At 74.0% G+C, this 18,846-nt stretch carries 17 protein-coding genes and 1 pseudogene; 14 read left to right on the forward strand and 4 right to left on the reverse strand.

The genetic code is table 11. The features are described 5' to 3' along the window. Positions 1-12: 12 nt before the first annotated feature. The gene (locus tag ACK2IS_RS04625) at positions 13-1,287 is read right to left on the reverse strand and encodes a glycoside hydrolase family 3 N-terminal domain-containing protein (protein ID WP_409484978.1); all 1,275 of its coding nucleotides are present in this window, start codon (positions 1,285-1,287) and stop codon (positions 13-15) included. Between the two features lie 62 nt (positions 1,288-1,349). On the opposite strand from ACK2IS_RS04625, the gene ACK2IS_RS04630 reads away from it, so the two are divergent. The 4 genes and pseudogenes from ACK2IS_RS04630 to ACK2IS_RS04645 all read left to right on the forward strand — a co-directional run bounded on the left by ACK2IS_RS04630 (position 1,350) and on the right by ACK2IS_RS04645 (position 3,276). After that, positions 1,350-2,180 (forward strand): ribokinase, encoded by an 831-nt coding sequence (locus ACK2IS_RS04630; RefSeq protein ID WP_409484979.1) that lies wholly within the window; start codon positions 1,350-1,352, stop codon positions 2,178-2,180. 61 nt (positions 2,181-2,241) lie between these two features. After that, positions 2,242-2,766, forward strand: coding sequence for a tetratricopeptide repeat protein (locus tag ACK2IS_RS04635; RefSeq protein WP_409484980.1), 525 nt, complete (start codon positions 2,242-2,244; stop codon positions 2,764-2,766). After that, positions 2,766-2,897 (forward strand): annotated as a pseudogene (locus tag ACK2IS_RS04640) (hypothetical protein); the annotation flags it as partial. The gene ACK2IS_RS04635 and the pseudogene ACK2IS_RS04640, both read left to right, overlap by 1 nt. Positions 2,898-2,982: 85 nt before the next feature. Further along, on the forward strand, positions 2,983-3,276 hold the full coding sequence (locus tag ACK2IS_RS04645; protein WP_409485633.1) for a DUF664 domain-containing protein: 294 nt from the start codon (positions 2,983-2,985) through the stop codon (positions 3,274-3,276). A gap of 10 nt (positions 3,277-3,286) precedes the next feature. Here the strand turns inward: ACK2IS_RS04645 and ACK2IS_RS04650 are convergent, their stop codons facing one another. Continuing rightward, a complete protein-coding gene (locus ACK2IS_RS04650) occupies positions 3,287-4,543 on the reverse strand; it encodes a THUMP-like domain-containing protein (protein ID WP_409484981.1) in 1,257 nt (418 codons plus the stop codon). A 213-nt stretch (positions 4,544-4,756) separates the two neighbouring features. On the opposite strand from ACK2IS_RS04650, the gene groES reads away from it, so the two are divergent. Together groES and groL are read left to right on the forward strand one after the other, a co-directional pair. After that, on the forward strand, positions 4,757-5,050 hold the full coding sequence (groES, locus tag ACK2IS_RS04655; RefSeq protein WP_409484982.1) for a co-chaperone GroES: 294 nt from the start codon (positions 4,757-4,759) through the stop codon (positions 5,048-5,050). Positions 5,051-5,152: 102 nt separating this feature from the next. After that, positions 5,153-6,772 (forward strand): chaperonin GroEL, encoded by a 1,620-nt coding sequence (groL, locus tag ACK2IS_RS04660; protein WP_409484983.1) that lies wholly within the window; start codon positions 5,153-5,155, stop codon positions 6,770-6,772. Between the two features lie 176 nt (positions 6,773-6,948). On the opposite strand, the gene ACK2IS_RS04665 is transcribed toward groL, so the two are convergent. Next, entirely contained in the window at positions 6,949-7,239 is a 291-nt protein-coding gene (locus tag ACK2IS_RS04665; RefSeq protein WP_409484984.1) for a WhiB family transcriptional regulator, read from the reverse strand. Positions 7,240-7,652: 413 nt separating this feature from the next. On the opposite strand from ACK2IS_RS04665, the gene ACK2IS_RS04670 reads away from it, so the two are divergent. The 7 genes from ACK2IS_RS04670 (at position 7,653) to ACK2IS_RS04700 (ending at position 15,750) form a co-directional block, all read left to right on the forward strand. Then, positions 7,653-8,621 carry a MerR family transcriptional regulator gene (locus tag ACK2IS_RS04670; protein WP_409484985.1) on the forward strand — a complete coding sequence of 323 codons (969 nt, stop codon included), beginning with the start codon at positions 7,653-7,655 and terminating at the stop codon, positions 8,619-8,621. 279 nt (positions 8,622-8,900) lie between these two features. After that, entirely contained in the window at positions 8,901-9,503 is a 603-nt protein-coding gene (locus ACK2IS_RS04675; RefSeq protein ID WP_241451203.1) for a response regulator, read from the forward strand. A 181-nt stretch (positions 9,504-9,684) separates the two neighbouring features. Continuing rightward, positions 9,685-10,275 (forward strand): RNA polymerase sigma factor ShbA, encoded by a 591-nt coding sequence (gene shbA, locus ACK2IS_RS04680; protein ID WP_409484986.1) that lies wholly within the window; start codon positions 9,685-9,687, stop codon positions 10,273-10,275. Beyond that, the gene (locus ACK2IS_RS04685; protein WP_409484987.1) at positions 10,275-11,423 is read left to right on the forward strand and encodes a hypothetical protein; all 1,149 of its coding nucleotides are present in this window, start codon (positions 10,275-10,277) and stop codon (positions 11,421-11,423) included. Before shbA ends, ACK2IS_RS04685 begins: the two co-directional genes overlap by 1 nt. Before the next feature lie 81 nt (positions 11,424-11,504). After that, positions 11,505-13,025 carry an IMP dehydrogenase gene (gene guaB, locus ACK2IS_RS04690; protein WP_409484988.1) on the forward strand — a complete coding sequence of 507 codons (1,521 nt, stop codon included), beginning with the start codon at positions 11,505-11,507 and terminating at the stop codon, positions 13,023-13,025. 28 nt (positions 13,026-13,053) lie between these two features. Further along, entirely contained in the window at positions 13,054-14,175 is a 1,122-nt protein-coding gene (locus ACK2IS_RS04695; RefSeq protein ID WP_409484989.1) for a GuaB3 family IMP dehydrogenase-related protein, read from the forward strand. Between the two features lie 297 nt (positions 14,176-14,472). After that, positions 14,473-15,750, forward strand: a complete 1,278-nt coding sequence (locus ACK2IS_RS04700) for an aminotransferase class I/II-fold pyridoxal phosphate-dependent enzyme (protein WP_409484990.1) — start codon at positions 14,473-14,475, stop codon at positions 15,748-15,750. Here ACK2IS_RS04700 and ACK2IS_RS04705 read toward each other — a convergent pair. Then, complete coding sequence (locus tag ACK2IS_RS04705; RefSeq protein WP_409484991.1) at positions 15,698-17,128, reverse strand: glycosyltransferase 87 family protein; 1,431 nt, start codon at positions 17,126-17,128, stop codon at positions 15,698-15,700. The genes ACK2IS_RS04700 and ACK2IS_RS04705 overlap by 53 nt on opposite strands. Positions 17,129-17,199: 71 nt before the next feature. On the opposite strand from ACK2IS_RS04705, the gene ACK2IS_RS04710 reads away from it, so the two are divergent. Then, positions 17,200-18,804 carry a succinic semialdehyde dehydrogenase gene (locus ACK2IS_RS04710; RefSeq protein WP_409484992.1) on the forward strand — a complete coding sequence of 535 codons (1,605 nt, stop codon included), beginning with the start codon at positions 17,200-17,202 and terminating at the stop codon, positions 18,802-18,804. The last annotated feature ends 42 nt before the right edge of the window (positions 18,805-18,846 follow it).

The following is an 18,846-nucleotide window of genomic DNA, read 5'->3' on the forward strand; positions in this document are numbered from 1 at the left end:
CCGCAGCGGGTCTCAGCCGCAGCGAGCCAGGCCGCGCCGCACCTTGAGGGCGACGACCCTGATCGCGGCGGCCCGCACCTGGGCGGCGAAGGCCGGGTCCCTGCCCGCCTCGGCCAGCAGCGCCGCCGTCATCCGGGGCCCGTCCGTGGCGATGCCGGTGAGCGCGAGGTCGCCCCCCGCGCGGACGAACCGCACGGCTCGTTGCCCGGTCGGCACCGACCGCACCGACGCGGCGACGCCGAGGTCGTCCGTCGCGACCACGCCCTGGTAGCCGAGGCGCCCGCGCAGCAGCTCGGTGACGATCGGGCGGGAGAAGGCCGCGTGCGTGGTCGGGTCGATGCGCGGATAGCGGGCCGTGGCCACCATGACCACGTCGGCGCCGGCGGCGATCCCGTCGGCGAAGGGCTCGAGGTAGGCGTCCCTGACCGTCATCACCGGGTCGTCGATGCCGGTGGCCGAGAAGTCGGTGTTGGCCCGCACCCGCCCGATGCCCGGGAAGTGCTTGATGGTCGCGCCCACCCCGGCGGCGTGCAGCCCGGTGATGAAGGCGCTGACGGGCGGCCCGACCTGCTGGGGATCGGTGGCGTACTGCCGGTCCCAGCGGCCGATCGGCTCGTTGGCCCGGCCGAGCCGGGGGTCGACGGTGTCGGCGACCGGCGCCAGGTCCAGGTTGACACCCGCCGCGGTCAGGGTGCGGCCCAGCCTGGTCGCCAGGGACCGCAGCTCCTCGGGGGCGAGCCGGGCCTGCCGCACGGCGCTCGGCACGGGCGGGAAGCCCTCGCCCTTGAGCTGCTGCACCTTGCCGCCCTCCTGGTCGGCGGCCACGAGCAGCCCCAGCCCCGTGCCGGACCGGCGGGCGGCCTCCTGCATGGCGTCGGAGATCGGGCGCACCGCGTCGACGTCCCGCCACCCGCCGATGAAGAAGGCATTGCCCACCGCGTGCTCGGAGACGGCCCGCTCGGCCTCGGGCCGGGCGTCCGCGCTGATCCCGATCATCACGAGCTGGCCGACCCGCTGGGCCGGGGTGAGCCGGTCCACCAGGGTCGCCGCGCAGGTGGCCGGGGTGGCGGGCGCGGGGGGCGAGGTGGGAGTGGTCGGCCGAGGGGACGGGGCGGCGCCCGTCGCGGTGGCGTGCCGCTCCCCGGTGGTGGCGGGGGCCACCGACGTCGTCGTGGTCGGGGGACGCACGCCCGCACCGCCCGGCGGCGGCCCGCCGCAGGCGGTCGCCAGCGACCCGAGCGACGTGAGGAGGACGATCAGGCGGGCGGTGCGGGTGCGGTCGGACATCGAGCAGACCGTACCCGAGTCGTGCGCCCACCACATCTGCCCGGGCGGGGGAGGATGGCCCCATGAGCCGCGTCTACGTCCTCGGGTCCCTCAACGTCGATCTCACCGTCCCGGTCGACCGGCTGCCCCGGTCGGGGGAGACGGTCGTCGGGGGCACCCTGCGCCGGACGGCGGGCGGCAAGGGCGGCAACCAGGCGGTCGCCGCCGCGGGGCAGGGCGCCGAGGTGGTCATGGTGGGTGCCATCGGTTCCGACGAGCCGGGTGTGGCATACCGGGACCGGTTGCACGACAAGGGGATCGACGTGAGTCACCTGAGGGTCGTCGCGGGCGAGGCGACCGGGCAGGCCTTCGTCACGGTGGACGAGGCCGGGGCCAACCAGATCGTCGTGGCTCCCGGGGCCAACGCCGAGCTGGCGCCGCACCACACGGCGGTCCTGGACACCATGGCGGCGGGCGACGTGCTGCTCGTGAGCCTGGAGGTGCCGATCGAGACCGTGGCCGAGGCCGTCCGCCGGATCGCGTCACGGGACGTCCGGGTGGTCCTCAACGCCGCCCCCTACGCCCACCTGCCGCACCACGTGGTCGAGGTGGCCGATCCGCTGGTCGTCAACGAGCACGAGGCCCTGGAGCTGGCCGACGACGGGGCCTTCCCGGCGTCCCTGCTCGTCACCTTCGGCGCCGCCGGGTGCGCCTGGAACGGCACCGAGCACCCGGCCGTGCCGGTGCCCGCCGAGCGGGTCGTGGACACCACCGGCGCCGGTGACGCCTTCTGCGGGGCCCTGGCGGCGCGGCTGGCACTGGGGGACACGCACGAGGACGCCGTCGCCGCCGCGCTGCAGGCCGGGGCCGACGCCGTGCAGCACGCCGGCGCCCAGCGCGACGCCCTGCTCTGAGGGTCCGCACTGCGTCGGCGCCCGGGCTACGGTGCCGGGAGCGCTGTGCCACCGTGGCGACGTGACTGCGACCCCCGAGCCCGACCGGTCGGCCGAGATCCTGCTGCAGGTATGGCGGGACAGCGACCCCGCCGACCCCGGGCCCCCGGTCGCCCGCGTCGAGGCGCTGTACGGCACGACGCCCGAGGACCCGGGCCCGGCCTACGAGCTCGCGAGCACCTACGACTGGGCGGGCCGGGAGGGCGCGGCGCGGGGGCTCTACGAGCAGGCGCTGGCCGGGGGCCTGGACCCGGTGCGCGAGCGGGCCGCCCGGATCCGGCTCGGCAGCACCCTGCGCGTCCTCGGGAGGGCCGAGCAGTCGGTGGCGGTGCTCCAGGAGGCGGTGCGTCGGCATCCGGACAGCGCCGCCGCCCGGTGCTTCCTCGCACTGGCGCTCACCGATGCGGGACGCGCGCCCGAGGCGGTGGCGCTGCTCGTGCAGCTGGCCTGCGACACGGTCGACACCCCCGAGATGCGGGACTACCGGCGCGCCCTGACGGCATACGCCGTGCAGCGCGACCCGGCCCCCGCGACCGGAGACCTGTGATGACCGGCGTCTGCGAGCCGGGGCCGTCCGACGACCTGCGGGGTCTGCTGCTCGACTACCTCGACGTCTACCGAGGGGTGGTCCGGGCGAAGGTCGCGGACCTGGACGGGGCCACCCTGCGCAGCTCGCGGCTGCCTTCGGGGTGGACCCCCGCGGGCCTGGTCGTCCACCTGACCTTCATGGAGCGCCGCTGGCTGGAGTGGGGCTTCCTGGGCGCTGCGCTCCCGGAACCCCTGGGGCGACCGGGCGGGGGAGGGCTGGGTCACCCCCGAGGCGGAGCCGGGGGTCCTGCTGGAGCGGCTGGACCGGGTGGGGGCGCGCTCCCGCGCGATCGTGCAGGCCCACTCCTTGGCCGAGCGGGCACGTGTGGGCGGGCGATTCGCCACGGCGCAGGAGTGTCCTCAGCTGCACTGGATCCTGCTGCACGTGCTGCAGGAGTACGCCCGGCACGCCGGGCACCTGGACATCGTGCGGGAGCTGGGCGACGGCGCGACCGGCGAGCAGGGATGAGCGGCGGGTCTCAGGAGGGCTCGACGTGCAGCGCCACCGGGCGTCCCGCGTGCCGCGTCAGGATCAGGGTGGCGCTTCCGGACCCCTTGAGCCGCAGCGACCTTCGCAGCCGGTCCGGGTCGACGTCGACGCCGCGCTTCTTGAGCGTCACCGCCCCGCAGCCGATCTCACGCAGGTGGGCACGGATCACCTTCTCCTGCAGCGGAAGTGACTCCATCACCCGAAATCTCCTGGCCCACGGCAGGTCTCGCTCGACGGACGAGGTGACGTAGCCGACACCGGGGTCGAGCTCGGGGCCCGCGACGGCCCGCTCGAGCGCCCCCACCAGGCCCGCGCGGATGACGGCCCGGTCCGGCTCGTAGACCCACTCCGCGAGATCGCCCGCAGCCCAGGCGGGGTCGGCGTCGTCCTCGGTGAGCAGGCAGGCCCCGCCCTCGGACAGGACCAGAGCCGTCCGGCCCGCGTGCGCCACCGCGTCGCCCCACCACAGGCAGCACTCGACGACCTCGCCGCGCCACGAGACCCACTGCGCCTCGGCGCCGTCCGGGATCGCGGCGTGCGGGAGGGCCGGCGACAGCTTGGCCCCCGCCGCGGCCACCTGCCCGGCCAGGGACCGCACGAGCTCCCAGGAGGGCGCGAGGTCGTCGAGCCGCCAGGTCCGGCGGGTCCGTCCGGTGACGTCGGCGACCCCGGGGGTGCGGCGGGCCGGGTCGAGCCACACGGCCGTATGCCGTGCGTCGCGGGAGCCCGGCCGCACCGTCCCGGCGACGTCGCCGGTCAGGTGCACGTCCTCCGCCCGGGCGCAGGCCACCTCCGGCGGGGCCTGGTCGCCGGGGCGGGGGACGGCCGCAAGGTTGTGGGCCGCGAGCACCGCCGTCGCCGGGTCGGTGTCGATCGCCCGGACCACCAGCCCGGCCTCGACCAGGGCGCGGGCGTCCAGACCGAGTCCGCAGCCCAGGTCGTGGACCAGGGTGACTCCTGCGGAGCCCAGGCGCTGCGCGTGGTGGCGGGCCACCTGCGGGCGGGTCGCCTGCTCCAGCCCGTCGGCGGTGAGCAGCAGCGAGTCCACCGCGTCGCCGAGCTTGGCACGGCCGCGGGCGCGCAGGGCGGACTGGTGCAGCACCGCGGCGGTCAGCCCGGGGGAGTGCCCGGCCGCCCGCAGCCGGGTGGCCAGGGCGAGGGCCTGGCGGTCGTCATACCCCGGCAGGCTGCGCAGCAGCTCGGTGGCCTCGGGGGTCACGAGCAGGTGGGCGGTCTCCAGGTCCATGCCCTCATCCTGACGCACCGCGGGACGCGCTGGCACTCGACTTGACCGAGTGCCAGGGGCTTCCTAGATTGAGTGTTAGCACTCTCGACCATCAAGTGCTAACCAGCGAGCCCAGGTGCCGACCCCCGCGACGGCGGTGCCAGCCCGGTGGCGCACGGCCGGGGTCCACCATCTGTCCACGTTCGACATTCCCACGAAGGGGAGGTCACCACAGTGTCGGTTTCCATCAAGCCGCTCGAGGACCGCATCGTCGTCAAGTCCGTCGAGGCCGAGCAGACCACCGCGTCCGGTCTGGTCATCCCGGACACCGCCAAGGAGAAGCCCCAGGAGGGCGAGGTCCTGGCGATCGGTCCGGGCCGCATCGACGACAAGGGCAACCGCGTCCCGATGGACGTCAACGTCGGCGACAAGGTCATCTACTCCAAGTACGGCGGCACCGAGATCAAGCTCGGCGGCCAGGAGTACCTCATCCTGAGCGCCCGCGACGTCCTCGCGGTCGTCGGCTGAACGTCCTCCCGCACCAGCACTTCTCACGTGTGCCCCGGCTGCGCGCCCCTCGGGGCCCGGCCGGGGCACACGTCATACCCGTGACCAGACAGAAGGAATCTCATGGCCAAGACGCTCGAGTTCAACGACGCCGCCCGCAAGTCCCTGGAGCGTGGCGTCGACGCCCTCGCCAACGCCGTCAAGGTGACGCTCGGTCCCAAGGGCCGCAACGTCGTCATCGACAAGAAGTGGGGCGCCCCCACGATCACCAACGACGGTGTCACCATCGCCCGTGAGGTCGAGCTGGAGGACCCCTACGAGAACCTCGGCGCCCAGCTCGCCAAGGAGGTCGCCACCAAGACCAACGACATCGCCGGTGACGGCACCACCACCGCGACCGTCCTGGCGCAGGCCATGGTCAAGGAGGGTCTGCGCAACGTCGCCGCGGGTGCGGCTCCGGCCGGCGTGAAGCGTGGCATGGACAAGGCCGTCGACGCCGTGTCCGAGCGCCTGCTCGCCAACGCCCGCGAGGTCTCCGGCAAGGACGAGGTCGCGGCCGTCGCCTCCCTGTCCGCCCAGTCCCAGGAGATCGGCGAGCTCATCGCCGAGGCCTTCGACAAGGTCGGCAAGGACGGCGTCATCACGGTCGAGGAGTCCTCGACCGCCAGCACCGAGCTGGAGTTCACCGAGGGCATGCAGTTCGACAAGGGCTACATCTCGCCGTACTTCGTGTCCGACCCGGAGCGCATGGAGGCCGTCCTCGAGGACGCCTACGTCCTGGTCAACCAGGGCAAGATCTCGGCGATCGCGGACGTGCTGCCCCTCCTGGAGAAGGTCGTCCAGGCCGGCAAGCCGCTGCTGATCATCGCCGAGGACGTCGACGGCGAGGCGCTGTCGACCCTGGTGGTCAACAAGATCCGCGGCACCTTCAACGTCGTGGCCGTCAAGGCTCCCGGCTTCGGCGACCGCCGCAAGGCCATGCTCGCCGACATCGCCATCCTCACCGGCGGCCAGGTCGTGGCCGAGGAGGTCGGTCTCAAGCTCGACCAGGTCGGGCTGGACGTCCTGGGCCAGGCCCGCCGCGTCGTCGTCTCCAAGGACGACACCACGATCATCGACGGCTCCGGCGACCAGAGCGCGGTCGAGGGTCGCGTCGCCGAGATCAAGGCCGAGATCGGCCGCACCGACTCCGACTGGGACCGTGAGAAGCTCCAGGAGCGTCTCGCCAAGCTCGCCGGCGGCGTCTGCGTGATCAAGGTGGGTGCGCACACCGAGGTCGAGCTCAAGGAGAAGAAGCACCGCATCGAGGACGCGATCTCCGCGACCCGCGCGGCCATCGAGGAGGGCATCGTCGCCGGCGGCGGGTCCGCCCTCGTCCACGCCGTGCGGGTGCTCGACGAGCTGCAGCTCGAGGGCGACGAGGCCACCGGCGCCGCCATCGTGCGCAAGGCCGCGGCCGAGCCGCTGCGCTGGATCGCCGAGAACGCCGGGCTCGAGGGCTATGTCGCCGTCTCCAAGGTCGGCGACCTGGAGCCGGGAACGGGCCTGGACGCCGCCACGGGGGAGTACGTCGACCTCGTCGCGGCCGGCGTCATCGACCCGGTCAAGGTGACCCGCTCCGCCCTGCGCAACGCCGCGTCCATCGCCTCCATGGTGCTGACGACCGACACCCTGGTCGTGGAGAAGCCCGAGGAGGAGGCCCCGGCCCCCGCCGGCGGTCACGGTCACGGGCACGGCCACTGAGCCTGTCCCGCCGGTCCTGAGCACCAGGACGTTGGACGGAAGGAGGCGCCCACCCCCGCGGGGGTGGGCGCCTCCTGGCGCGCTGTTGCGCCTCGCGCCGGGCAGCCCTGATGGGTGGGCTGCCGCGAGCGGGGCGGTCCTGCGGCCACGGCGCCAGGACCGCCCCGCACGGGCCGTCAGGCGATGGCGCTGGTGCTGCTGGCGTAGTACGACTCGCGCTCGTCCTCGGTCATCCCGCCCCACACGCCGTACGGCTCGCGCACCCGCAGGGCGTGCTCACGGCACTGCTCCAGGACCGGACAGGCGATGCAGACCGCCTTGGCGGCGCCGTCCCGGTTGCGGCGCGCGGGACCGCGCTCCCCCTCGGGGTGGAAGAACACGTCCGGGTTCTCCCGGCGGCAGGAGCCCTGCAGCTGCCAGTCCCACTGGTCTGCGACGGGTCCGGGCAGTCGGCTGATCTCGGCCATCGAGAGCTCCTCGTCAGAGGTCGGCCGGTGGAGTCACGGCTGGCGCCCGGCCAGTCACCCAGCGATCATCGATCGCATATGGATGAGTGCCCGGGCATACTCACGGGCACACTGCTCCCCGATGAGCTGCTGACGTGACATCGGCATCGGCGTGTCGGTCTGTCGCGATGACCGTACCCAGCGTGAGTGGTCGTAGACAAGGGGTTGTGGAACAGATCTCCTGGCGTTTACCTCTTGGGCACCTTCCATGCATAAAAATCGCTACGCCATGTCAAATGTGATGTCGCACAGTGACATTATGAGCGTCCGAGTGGTCCTGGGGGCTACCGCTGGCGCGAATCGCGTCGGGGCGCTTTGCTCGGGGGACGACCGGCTCCGGTCCGGTCGGGAACGGGACGCGGGAGGCGATGGGTGTGACCAGTGAGGGGCCCCAGCGGCCTGGGGGGGCAGGAAGCCTGACGGTGGCGGTGGTGGCCCGGCTCGTCGGGGTGGCGCCGTCGACCCTGCGCACGTGGGCCCGCCGCTACGGGCTCGAGCCGTCCGGTCACCGCTCGGGTCTGCATCGGCGGTACTCCGAGACCGATGTCGCGCGCCTGCGGTACATGCGCTCCCTCACCCAGTCCGGCATGACGTCCCGGGACGCCGCGACCCGGGCCATGACCGCGACCCTCGACGAGCTGGCGGCCACCCCTGGCATCGGCCACCCCGTCGTGGAGCTGAGCCCTGCTGCAGCCCTGCGCTCGGACCGGCGGCCGACGCAGGAGCGCGCCTGCGTCGGTGACGTGGCCCCGGTCGTCAAGACCCTGCTCGGGACCCTGGGCAACGCCGACGCCCGCGGCACCATCTCCCTGCTCCGGATCGCCCTGCGCGACCTCGGCGCGGCGCGCACGTGGGACGAGCGGGTACTGCCGGCGCGGGCCGCGCTGTGGCGACTGCATCGCGAGGCGCAGGCGCGCGGCGACGCCCTCCTGTGCACGGCGGTCGTGGGCGCCGTGGGTGACGTCCGCCTCGGCCGCGCCCCGCGCAACCTCGTCCCGGTCTATCTCTGCTCGCTCCCGGGTCATCAGGACCCGGCGGCGGAGGCGCTGCTCCTGGCCGCCCTGGCCGAGCGGTCGATCCACGCCTCCGTGCTGGGGCTGGGTTCCGGCGCCGCCACGGCGGTCCGTGCGGTCTCGGGGGCACCGGCGGGGGTCCTGGTGCTCCAGGTCCCCGACGACCAGGTCGCGGCGCAGCTCGCTGGTCGGCTGCGTCAGGTGGCCGGCGTCGGCGAGCAGCTGCACTGGGGCGAGGGCTGGGTCCGGTGGGCCGGGCACTCCGGCGGCATGACGGACCTGGTCCGCGCGATCGAGGCGGCGAGCTGTCCGCCCCCCGAGCAGCCCTGAGACCGGTCCGGGCGGGCGCGGTCGGCGGATCGCGGCGGGGCGGGCCGCCAGGCAGGTCGCCCCGCCGTTCGCGGTGTTTCTGGTCACACTCCGTGCCATAACGTGTCACCGGTGGGCGGTTTGGGCCCAGATGTGCCATATGGCGGACGCCACTCAGACCTGCGGGTAACCTCACCCTCGGGGGGGAGGTGCGTCATCATCCGGAAATGGCTGAATTTGACGCAGCGGTAAGCCAAGATAACTCTTGGTAGTTGACGTTAACCCAACCGGAGGCAGTAGATGACAGTCGTCATGGTGTGCGACGACGCGCCGCTCACTCGTGAGGTCATGATGCGGCGCATCGGCTCGCTGCCCGGGGTCACCCGGGTGTGTGGTGCCTCCTCGGGGGAGGAGCTGCTGGCGAAGTACGCGACCGAGCAGCCCACCCTGACCCTGACGGACCTGCGCATGCCGGGCATGGGTGGGCTCGACGCCGTCAAGCGCCTCCTGGCGCTGCGTCCCAACGCGCAGGTCATGATGATGACCCTGGCCGAGGACATCGACGGGGTCGCCCGGGCGCTGAGCTATGGCGCCAAGGGCTACGTGATGAAGGACTCCACCAGGGAGGAACTCGCCGTGGCGCTCGCGCCGTTCATCGGCGAGGCCATGCCGCGAGCGCACCGCGGTGGACCCCTGGCCGGAGCCCCCGCCACCCTGACCGCCCGCGAGCTCGAGGTCCTTCGGGGCATGAGCCAGGGTCAGAGCAACGCCGAGATCGGCGCCGAGCTCTATCTCACCGAGGACACCATCAAGACGCACGCCCGGCGCCTGTTCCGCAAGCTCGACGCCTCCGACCGCGCCCATGCCGTCGCCATCGCCTACCGCTCGGGCCTGATCAGCTGACGCGCCCCGACCAGCGGCGCCGACACGGTGATCCGCACCTCTTCACGCGGACGCATGGTCGGCCCCGCCTGCTGCCACTACGCTGGAACGGAGCGCACCGATGCGCCGCCAGCGTCGCGCTGCCGAGGCAGGGAGGGGGGACGAGATGCCCGAGGCTGTAACGCCTGACGAGCAGGCACCGATGTCACCCTCGGGTGGCACCCTGCGCTCCGCCGAGCTGGTGTCGGCGGCGGCCGGTGGTGAGCCCGCCGCCCTGCAGGCGGTGCTGACCGACGTGCGACGCATCGCCTTCCGCTACTGCCGTGCCCGCCTCGGCGGCCTGCCCGGAGGGATCCAGGCCGCCGACGACGCCGCACAGGAGGTGTGTGTCGCCGTGCTGCGCTCGCTGCCCCGCTACGAGGACCGTGGTCTTCCCTTCGAGGCCTTCGTCTACGGCATCGCCTCCCGCAAGGTGGCCGACACCATGCGCGGCACCCTCGGCGGCCCGGTCCTGACCGACGAGCTGCCCGACCGGCCCGACGAGCAGGCCGATCCCCTGGCGGGGGTCCTGGCGGCGGAGCGCTCCACCCACGTCACCGCGCTGCTCGACCGGCTGACCCCCAGCCAGCGGGAGATCCTCACCTTGCGCGTCGCGGTGGGGATGACCGCCGACGAGGTGGGCGCCGCCATGGGGATGTCCGCCGGAGCCGTGCGGGTCGCCCAGCACCGCGCCCTCGCCCGCCTGCGCGCCCTCGCGGGGGCGAGCTCCTCCCGCGCCGAGGGCGGCGCCTGATGTCCGTGCCGCCGACGGGCCCCCGACCCGCGCTCTCGCTCGTGCCGGGCGACCCGGACCTGTCCGCCATACAGGCCGACGACGAGCTGCTCGACGCCCTGGGTGCGCGGGCGTCGGACGACACCCTGCCCGCCGACCCCGTGACCCGGCTCCTGGGCGAGTGGGTGGACGAGCTCGACCAGGACCTGCCGCCGGACCTGCGCCCGGAGGAGGTCTACTCCCCCTCGCGGCGCACGGTGCTGGTGTCGCGCGCCGGGATCGCCGCCGGCGTGGCCGCCGTCGTGCTCGGCGGCGGAGCGGTCGCCGCCGCGGCCACCGGGGGCGGGCTGGGCGGGTTCATGTCCAAGGCCCACCGCGCCGTCGAGCAGGGCATCGCCGCCCCGCGACCGGTCGACCCCGCCGTCCTCGCGACCGCCGACCTGCCCACCTCCTCGCTCGGGGACGGCCACGCGGTGCGACGCGCACTCGTGCTCGCCCAGCAGCGCGTCCTCGCCGGGGACCAGGACGGTGCCGCGGCGGTCCTGGCCCTGGTCGACGCCCAGGTGGGCCAGGACCCCGACCTGCTCGACGACGCCGACCGGGCCCTGCTGGCGGCGGTCCGCCGCGCGGTGACCGCCGGCGACGGACCCGCCGTCGGGGCGCTGCCCGCCCCCACCTCCGAGGGCGACCCCGGGGAGGGTCCCGACCGGGGACCCTCCCCGGCCCGTGGTGCGTCGGGGGCGAGCCAGGACGACCGGTCCGCCGCCGTCCTGGCACCACCCCGTGGATCCCAGGACACCGGCGTCCAGCCGTCCGGTGCCGCAGCGCCCCGCCCCGCCGCGCCGGCGGCGCCCGGCACCGGGACGAGCCACGGCGCGAACCCGAGCAGGCCGTCGGCCCGGCCGACCGACCGCGGGCACGACCGGCCCACGGCCACCCCGCACCCCACGGACCCGACCAGCGTCCCGGCGCCACCTGCGCCCACGACCGGCCCGACCACCTCACGGCCGACCAATCCGGGCCGACCGTCCCCGACCGGGCATCCCACCACCGGCCCCGTGCGCCCCTCGACGACCGCAGCTCCGACCCCGGGCGCGCCGACCAGGTCGGCCGTCGGGCAGACGGTGGGCGCCCGCACCGCGTCGGCGCCCGGAGCTGCGGCTCGCTGACCGGCATACCCCTCGTCCAGCACGACCGGGGACGGCACGGGAGCGGGCCGGAAGCCCTCGACGGCTCGGTAGACTGGCGCAATGAGCCTCCAGGACGCCCCCGCCGTGCCGGACCTGCTTGCCCCCCTCGGCCTGACCTACGACGACGTGCTCCTCCTGCCCGGGGAGACGGACGTGATCCCCAGCGAGGTCGACACCACCACCCGCCTCACCCGCGAGATCGAGCTGCGCATCCCGCTGATCTCCGCGGCGATGGACACCGTCACCGAGTCGCGCATGGCCATCGCGATGGCGCGTCAGGGCGGCATCGGCGTGCTGCACCGCAACCTGTCGATCCGGGACCAGGCCTACCAGGTGGACCTGGTCAAGCGCACGCAGACCGGTACGATCACCAACCCCGTGACCATCGGCCCGGACGCGTCCCTGGAGGACCTGGACAGCGTGTGCGGGCAGTACCGCGTGTCCGGCCTGCCGGTCGTCGACGACGGTGGCCACCTGCTCGGCATCTGCACCAACCGCGACCTGCGCTTCACGCCCGTCGCCGAGTGGTCGCGCACCCTCGTGCGCGACGTCATGACGCCGATGCCGCTGATCACCGCGCCCGAGGGCATCTCCCGCGAGGACGCGACCCTGCTGCTGCGCCAGCACAAGCGCGAGCGACTGCCACTCGTCGACGACCAGGGCCGGCTCAAGGGCCTGATCACCGTCAAGGACTTCGTCAAGGGCGAGCAGTTCCCGATGGCGAGCAAGGACGCCCAGGGCCGGCTCCTCGTCGCGGGTGCCATCGGCTACTTCGGTGATGCCTGGGAGCGGGCGACGGCCCTGGTCGAGGCCGGGGTCGACGTGCTCGTCCCCGACGTCGCCAACGGCCACGCCCGGCTGATGCTCGAGATGATCGCGCGGCTCAAGTCCGACCCCGCGACCCGGCACGTCCAGGTCATCGGGGGCAACGTGGCCACCCGCTCCGGTGCCCAGGCCCTCGTCGACGCGGGTGCCGACGCCGTCAAGGTGGGCGTCGGACCCGGCTCGATCTGCACCACGCGCGTCGTGGCCGGCGTCGGCGTCCCGCAGATCACCGCGGTCAACGAGGCCGCCAAGGCCTGCCGGCCCGCCGGTGTCCCGGTCATCGCCGACGGCGGCCTGCAGTACTCCGGCGACATCGCCAAGGCGCTCGTCGCCGGCGCCGACACCGTGATGGTCGGGTCGCTGCTCGCCGGGTGCGAGGAGTCCCCGGGCGAGACGATCTTCGTCAACGGCAAGCAGTTCAAGCAGTACCGCGGCATGGGGTCCCTGGGGGCGATGGCCTCGCGCGGCAAGAAGTCCTTCTCCAAGGACCGCTACTTCCAGGCCGACGTCACCAGCGACGACAAGATCATCCCCGAGGGCATCGAGGGCCAGGTGGTCTATCGCGGGCCGGTCTCCTCCGTGGTCCACCAGCTCGTCGGTGGCCTCGGCCAGTCGATGTTCTACGTCGGCGCCCGCACCGTCCCCGAGCTCCAGCAGCGCGGGCGGTTCGTCCGCATCACGGCGGCGGGGCTCAAGGAGTCCCACCCCCACGACGTGCAGATGACCGCCGAGGCCCCCAACTACTTCGGCCGCTGAGCGGCACCCACCCACACCAGGAAACCCAGTGACCGAGATCGAGATCGGACGCGGCAAGCGCGCCCGCCAGGCCTACACCTTCGACGACATCGCGATCGTCCCCTCGCGGCGCACCCGTGACCCCGAGGAGGTGTCGGTGACCTGGCAGATCGACGCCTACCACTTCGAGCACCCCGTGGTCGCCGCCCCGATGGACTCCGTGATGTCGCCGGAGTCGGCCATCGCCTTCGGCCGCCTCGGGGGACTCGGGGTGCTCGACCTGGAGGGTCTGTGGACCCGGTACGACGACCCGCGGCCCCAGCTCACGGAGATCCTCCGGCTGGAGGGCGGCGACGCGACCCGGCGGCTGCAGGAGATCTACGCCGAGCCCATCAAGCCCGAGCTGATCCGCGACCGGCTCCAGCAGGTCCGCGACGCCGGCGTCACCGTGGCCGGCGCACTGTCGCCGCAGCGCACCCAGGAGCACTGGCGCACCGTCGTCGAAGCGGGCTGCGACCTCTTCGTCATCCGGGGCACCACGGTGTCCGCCGAGCACGTGTCCGGCCGCCAGGAGCCGCTCAACCTCAAGCGGTTCATCTACGAGCTCGACGTGCCCGTCATCGTGGGCGGGGCGGCGACCTACACCGCGGCGCTGCACCTGATGCGCACCGGCGCCGCGGGCGTGCTCGTGGGCTTCGGCGGCGGCGCGGCCAGCACCACGCGCAAGGCCCTGGGCATCCACGCGCCCATGGCGACCGCGGTGGCGGACGTGGCCGCGGCGCGCCGGGACTACCTCGACGAGTCCGGCGGGCGGTATGTCCACGTCATCGCCGACGGCTCGGTCGGGCGCAGCGGCGACATCGTCAAGGCCGTGGCGTGCGGCGCCGACGCGGTGATGATCGGGGCGGCGCTCGCCCGGGCGACCGACGCCCCCGGGGGTGGTTACCACTGGGGCGCCGAGGCCTGGCACGGCGAGCTGCCGCGTGGCGAGCGCGTCCGGGTCGGCGGGGACGCCCCGCTGGCCGAGGTGCTCTTCGGGCCCGCCCGCACCGCGGACGGCACCACCAACCTCATCGGGGCGCTGCGCCGGGCCATGGCGACCACCGGCTACAGCGACCTCAAGGAGCTGCAGCGGGTGGAGGTCGTGGTCAGCCCCTACGCCGTGGGCTGAGCCGCCCGATCCCCGCACCCGGCGCGCCCCGCCCAGGTCAGACCTGGGCGGGGCGCGCCGGCATACCCCCTGGTGCGCCCGCGCCGGGCGCGGGCACTCCGCGCGCCTGCGCGTCGTGCGCTCGCAGCTCGCTCGAGGCACGTTCTGGGGCGGGGAACGTGCACCCAGTGAGCTGCGAGCGCAGCAAGGGCAGGTGGTGGACGCCGGCCGGTCATCCCCTGAGCGGGGTGCCCGACATACGCGCCGTGACGGCTAGGCTCGAGAGGCCGACCGTCCCCTGCGCCCCGGAGGTGCCCCGTGACCACCCAGACCGTCGACCAGCAGAAGCTCCGCGAGGCCCTGGACGGGGCTCGGCGGGTGCACCAGGAGGCCACGGAGTCGGGCGCCAAGCTCGACATCACCCGCGGCAAGCCGTGCGCGGCCCAGCTGGACCTGTCCGAGTCGATGCTCGACATCCTCAAGGCCGGTGACCACAAGACCGAGGCGGAGGGCGACCTGCGCAACTACAGCCCGACGATCGGTCTCGTGGAGCTGCGGGAGATCTTCGCGCCGTTGCTCGACGTGCCGGTCGACCAGCTCGTGGTGCGTGACAACTCCTCGCTGGCGCTGATGCACCAGTGCCTGGCCGCGTCGTTCTTCCACACCCCGCCCGGCGGCGAGGGGACCTGGCTGGGGCAGACCGTGCGCTTCCTCGCGCCGGTGCCCGGCTACGACCGGCACTTCACGGTGGCGAGCGAGCTGGGGGTCGAGCTGGTGCCCGTCCCGATGACCGACGAGGGCCCGGACATGGACGTCGTGGAGCGGCTCGTGGCCGAGGACGCGACGATCAAGGGCATCTGGTGCGTGCCGAAGTACTCCAACCCCACGGGCGTCACCTACTCCCCGCAGACCGTCCGCCGCCTCGCCGAGATGCCTACGGCCGCACCGGACTTCCGGATCTACTGGGACAACGCCTATGCCATCCACCACCTGCGCGCCGAGGAGGCCCGGCTGGACTCGGTCCTCGACGCCTGCGCGGCTGCCGGCCACGCGGACCGGGCCTTCGTCTTCGCCTCGACCTCCAAGGTGACCTTCGCGGGGGCGGGCATCTCCTTCTTCGCGGCCAGCCCCGCCAACGTGCGGTGGTATGTCGAGCGTGACGGCTTCCGCTCGATCGGGCCCAACAAGCTCAGCCAGCTGCAGCACCTGCGCTTCTTCAAGACCACCGACGGCGTCGTCGCCCACATGCAGCGGCACCGGGAGATCCTCGAGCCCAAGTTCGACGCGGTCCGCCGGCAGCTCGAGCAGGATCTCGGTGGCCTGGGGATCGCCTCGTGGACGGACCCGGCCGGTGGCTACTTCGTGAGCCTGGACGTGCTGCCCGGCACCGCCGCCCGCGTGGTCGCGCTGGCCAAGGAGGCGGGCGTCGCGCTGACCCCGGCGGGGGCGACCTTCCCCTACGGCAAGGACCCCGAGGACCAGAACATCCGGATCGCACCGTCCATGCCCACGACCGACGAGCTGGACCGCGCGATGCGGGTGCTCACGGCGTGCGTGGTGCTGGCTGCGGCCGAGAAGCTCGGCGTCGCGAGCTGAAGTAGATCACCAGCAGCGCAGCGGCATACGCGACGGGGGTCGCGGGGTACGCCCCGTGACCCCCGTACGCGCAAGCCCCCGCGACCGCGAGCGCCAGCCACTCCCAGCGGGCGGTGAGCACCGCGAGCGCGACGAGTGGCAGGGCATACCACGCGAGCACGGGCGTGGTGGTCAGCAACAGCGCCCCGAAGAGGTGCAGTGCGGGCAGCGCCGGCTCGTCCTCGCGGCCGCCGCGGCCGAGCACCGCCCAGGCGGCGACCCCGAGGCAGATCAGCACGGCGACGACGTTGGCCACGGGCAGCGGGAGCACGAGCGTGAGCAGGGAGGCGCGGTTCTCCCCGCCCTCCTCGGCGAGGTAGCCGTCCAGGCTGCCCGTGATGGCCGGACCCACGACGAGGTAGTGCGGCAGGTAGCTGAGCGCCACCAGGCCGATCGCGGTGAGGCCGACCACGAGGCTGCGTCGGACGGCGCGCCATACGCCTCGCACCTCCTGCCCGTCCACGGCCGTGCGCCGCCAGGGGGTGAAGGCCGGGAGCATCGCGAAGGGGGTGAGCTTGACCCCGGCGGCCAGGCCCGTCAGCGCCCCGACGAGCAGGGGATGGCGCCGCGAGGTCGCCGCCCCCACGGCGAGCACCACGAGCAGGGCGACGAGCACGTCGACGTGGCCGCCGTTGCCCGCCTCGAGGACCACGATCGGCGACCAGGCCCAGACCAGCGCCTCCAGCGGGTCCCGGCCGACCCGGCGCAGGTGGCGGGCGATCAGCACGGCGGTCGCCACGGCCAGCCAGGCCCCCGCCAGCTGGAAGCCCTTGGACCCCCACGACCACGGCGTCACGGCCGAGACGGCGGTGTAGTAGGCCTCGGCGACCGGGGGATAGGGCGTCAGGAAGCGGGGCCGGCTGATCGGCGAGCGGGGGTCGTTGCGCGCGGCGCGCAGGACCCCCTCGCGGTCGTCCGGCAGCGGCTCGGTGGTGATGCCCGAGGGCTCGTCCGGTCGCAGCCCGGGGAACAGGATCGGGTCGCGCAGGTGAGCGAGGCGGTCGTCGAAGGGGACATAGCGGTAGGGGTCGACGCCGCTGGCCTGCACCCGCCCGTCCCAGACGTAGCGGTTGAGGTCGGTGGAGGCGACGGGGGCCGCGACCATCCCGGGGAGCTGCACGACGGTGGCGGCCAGGGCGACGAGGGCCAGCGGACGGGCCGGACGGTCAGGCGTATGCCGAGAACGCCGCCAGAACCACCGCGCGACGAGGCCGAAGACCAGCCACGCCGTCAGCGAGACGAGGGTGTAGAGCCACCGCCGCGAGTCGGTGTCGCCGAGGGCGAGCAGGGCGGCGTAGGTCACCGTCATCACGGCCGTGGCCTGCAGCACTCGTGTCACGGGCCGACCCTACCGGCGCGGGTCGCGCCGTCCCGGCACCGCTCACCGGGCGCGCGGGTAGGGTCGCCCCCATGACGACGGACACGACGACGCGCGACACCGGCAACCCGGTCGTGGGCGGCGCGCCCCGGCACGCGGTCACCCAGCACACCATCGACCGGCTGACCCGGGCGGTCGTCACCGACGGGACGCTGCCCGCCCACCCCGTCTCGACGCCGCTCACCGGTGAGGTCCTCGGCTGGGTCCCGCAGTCGTCGCCCGCCGACGTGCAGGCCGCCGTCCGCGCGGCCCACCTCGCGCAGGGCCGCTGGGCGCGCACCCGCCTCGGCGAGCGGGCCCGGATCTTCCTGCGCTTCCACGACCTGGTGCTCGACCACCAGAGCGAGCTGCTGGACCTGGTGCAGCTGGAGTCGGGCAAGACCCGTTTCCACGCCTTCGAGGAGCTGGCCGACGTGGCGATGGTGTCCCGGCACTACGCGCGACGCGCGGCCGGCTACCTCGCCGGCACCTCTGCGCAGGGCGGGCTGCCGGTGCTGACCACGGCCCGGGCCGCCCGTCGGCCCAAGGGCGTCGTGGGCGTCGTCGCCCCCTGGAACTACCCGCTGTCGATGTCGATCACCGACGCCATACCGGCCCTGCTCGCCGGCAACGCCGTGGTGCTGCGCCCCGACAACCGCGCCGCACTGACCTGCCTGCGCGCGGTGCAGCTGCTCGAGGAGGCGGGGCTGCCCGAGGGCGTGCTGCTGGTGGTGCTCGGGGACGGGCCGACGACCGGGCAGGCCGTGGTGGAGTCCACGGACTACGTCTGCTTCACCGGCTCCACCCCGACCGGCCGGACCGTGGCGCGCACCTGCGCCGAGCGGCTCGTCGGCTGCTCGCTGGAGCTCGGCGGCAAGAACCCGATGTACGTCGCGGCCGACGCCGACGTCGAGCGGGCGGCCCGGGGAGCGGTGCAGGCGGCGTTCGCCAGCGCCGGGCAGCTGTGCATCTCGGTGGAGCGGATCATCGTGCACCAGGCCGTGGCCGACGAGTTCCTGCGCCGGTTCGTGGCGCTCACCCGGCAGGTGCGCCTGTCGGTCGACCTCGCGTACGGCGGGGACATGGGCTCGCTGGCGGGGGAGCAGCAGCTGCGCACCGTGGTGAAGCACGTCGACGACGCCCGGGCCAAGGGCGCGACGGTCCTCACCGGCGGGCGGGCCCGTCCCGAGATCGGGCCCTATGTCTACGAGCCGACGATCCTGACCGGCGTCACCGAGGAGATGCTGTGCGGCCGGGGCGAGACCTTCGGCCCGGTCGTGTCGGTCTACGTCGCCCGGGACGAGCGGGAGGCGATCGCGATGTGCAACGACACCGACCTCGGGCTCAACGCCTCGGTGTGGACGCGCGACGTGCGCCGGGGCAAGGCCCTCGCCCGCCGCATCGAGGCGGGCACCGTCGGGGTCAACGACGGGTATGCCGCGGCCTGGTCGGCGACGGGTGCCCCGATGGGCGGGATGAAGCAGTCCGGGCTGGGGCGCCGTCACGGGGCCGAGGGCATCCGCAAGTACACCGAGGAGCAGAACGTCGCGGTCCAGCGGCTCCTGCCCATCCAGGGGCCGGCGGACGTGGACCAGGCGCGGTGGACCGGCGCGCTGACGACCGGGCTGCGGGTGCTGCGGGGGATGGGCTGGCGCTGACCCGCGCCCGCGTCTGACAGCGCGGCCACTGCCGACCCTCGC

Origin of the sequence: Arsenicicoccus dermatophilus, from assembly GCF_046267915.1 — a bacterium.
GTDB lineage: Bacteria > Actinomycetota > Actinomycetes > Actinomycetales > Dermatophilaceae > Arsenicicoccus > Arsenicicoccus dermatophilus_A.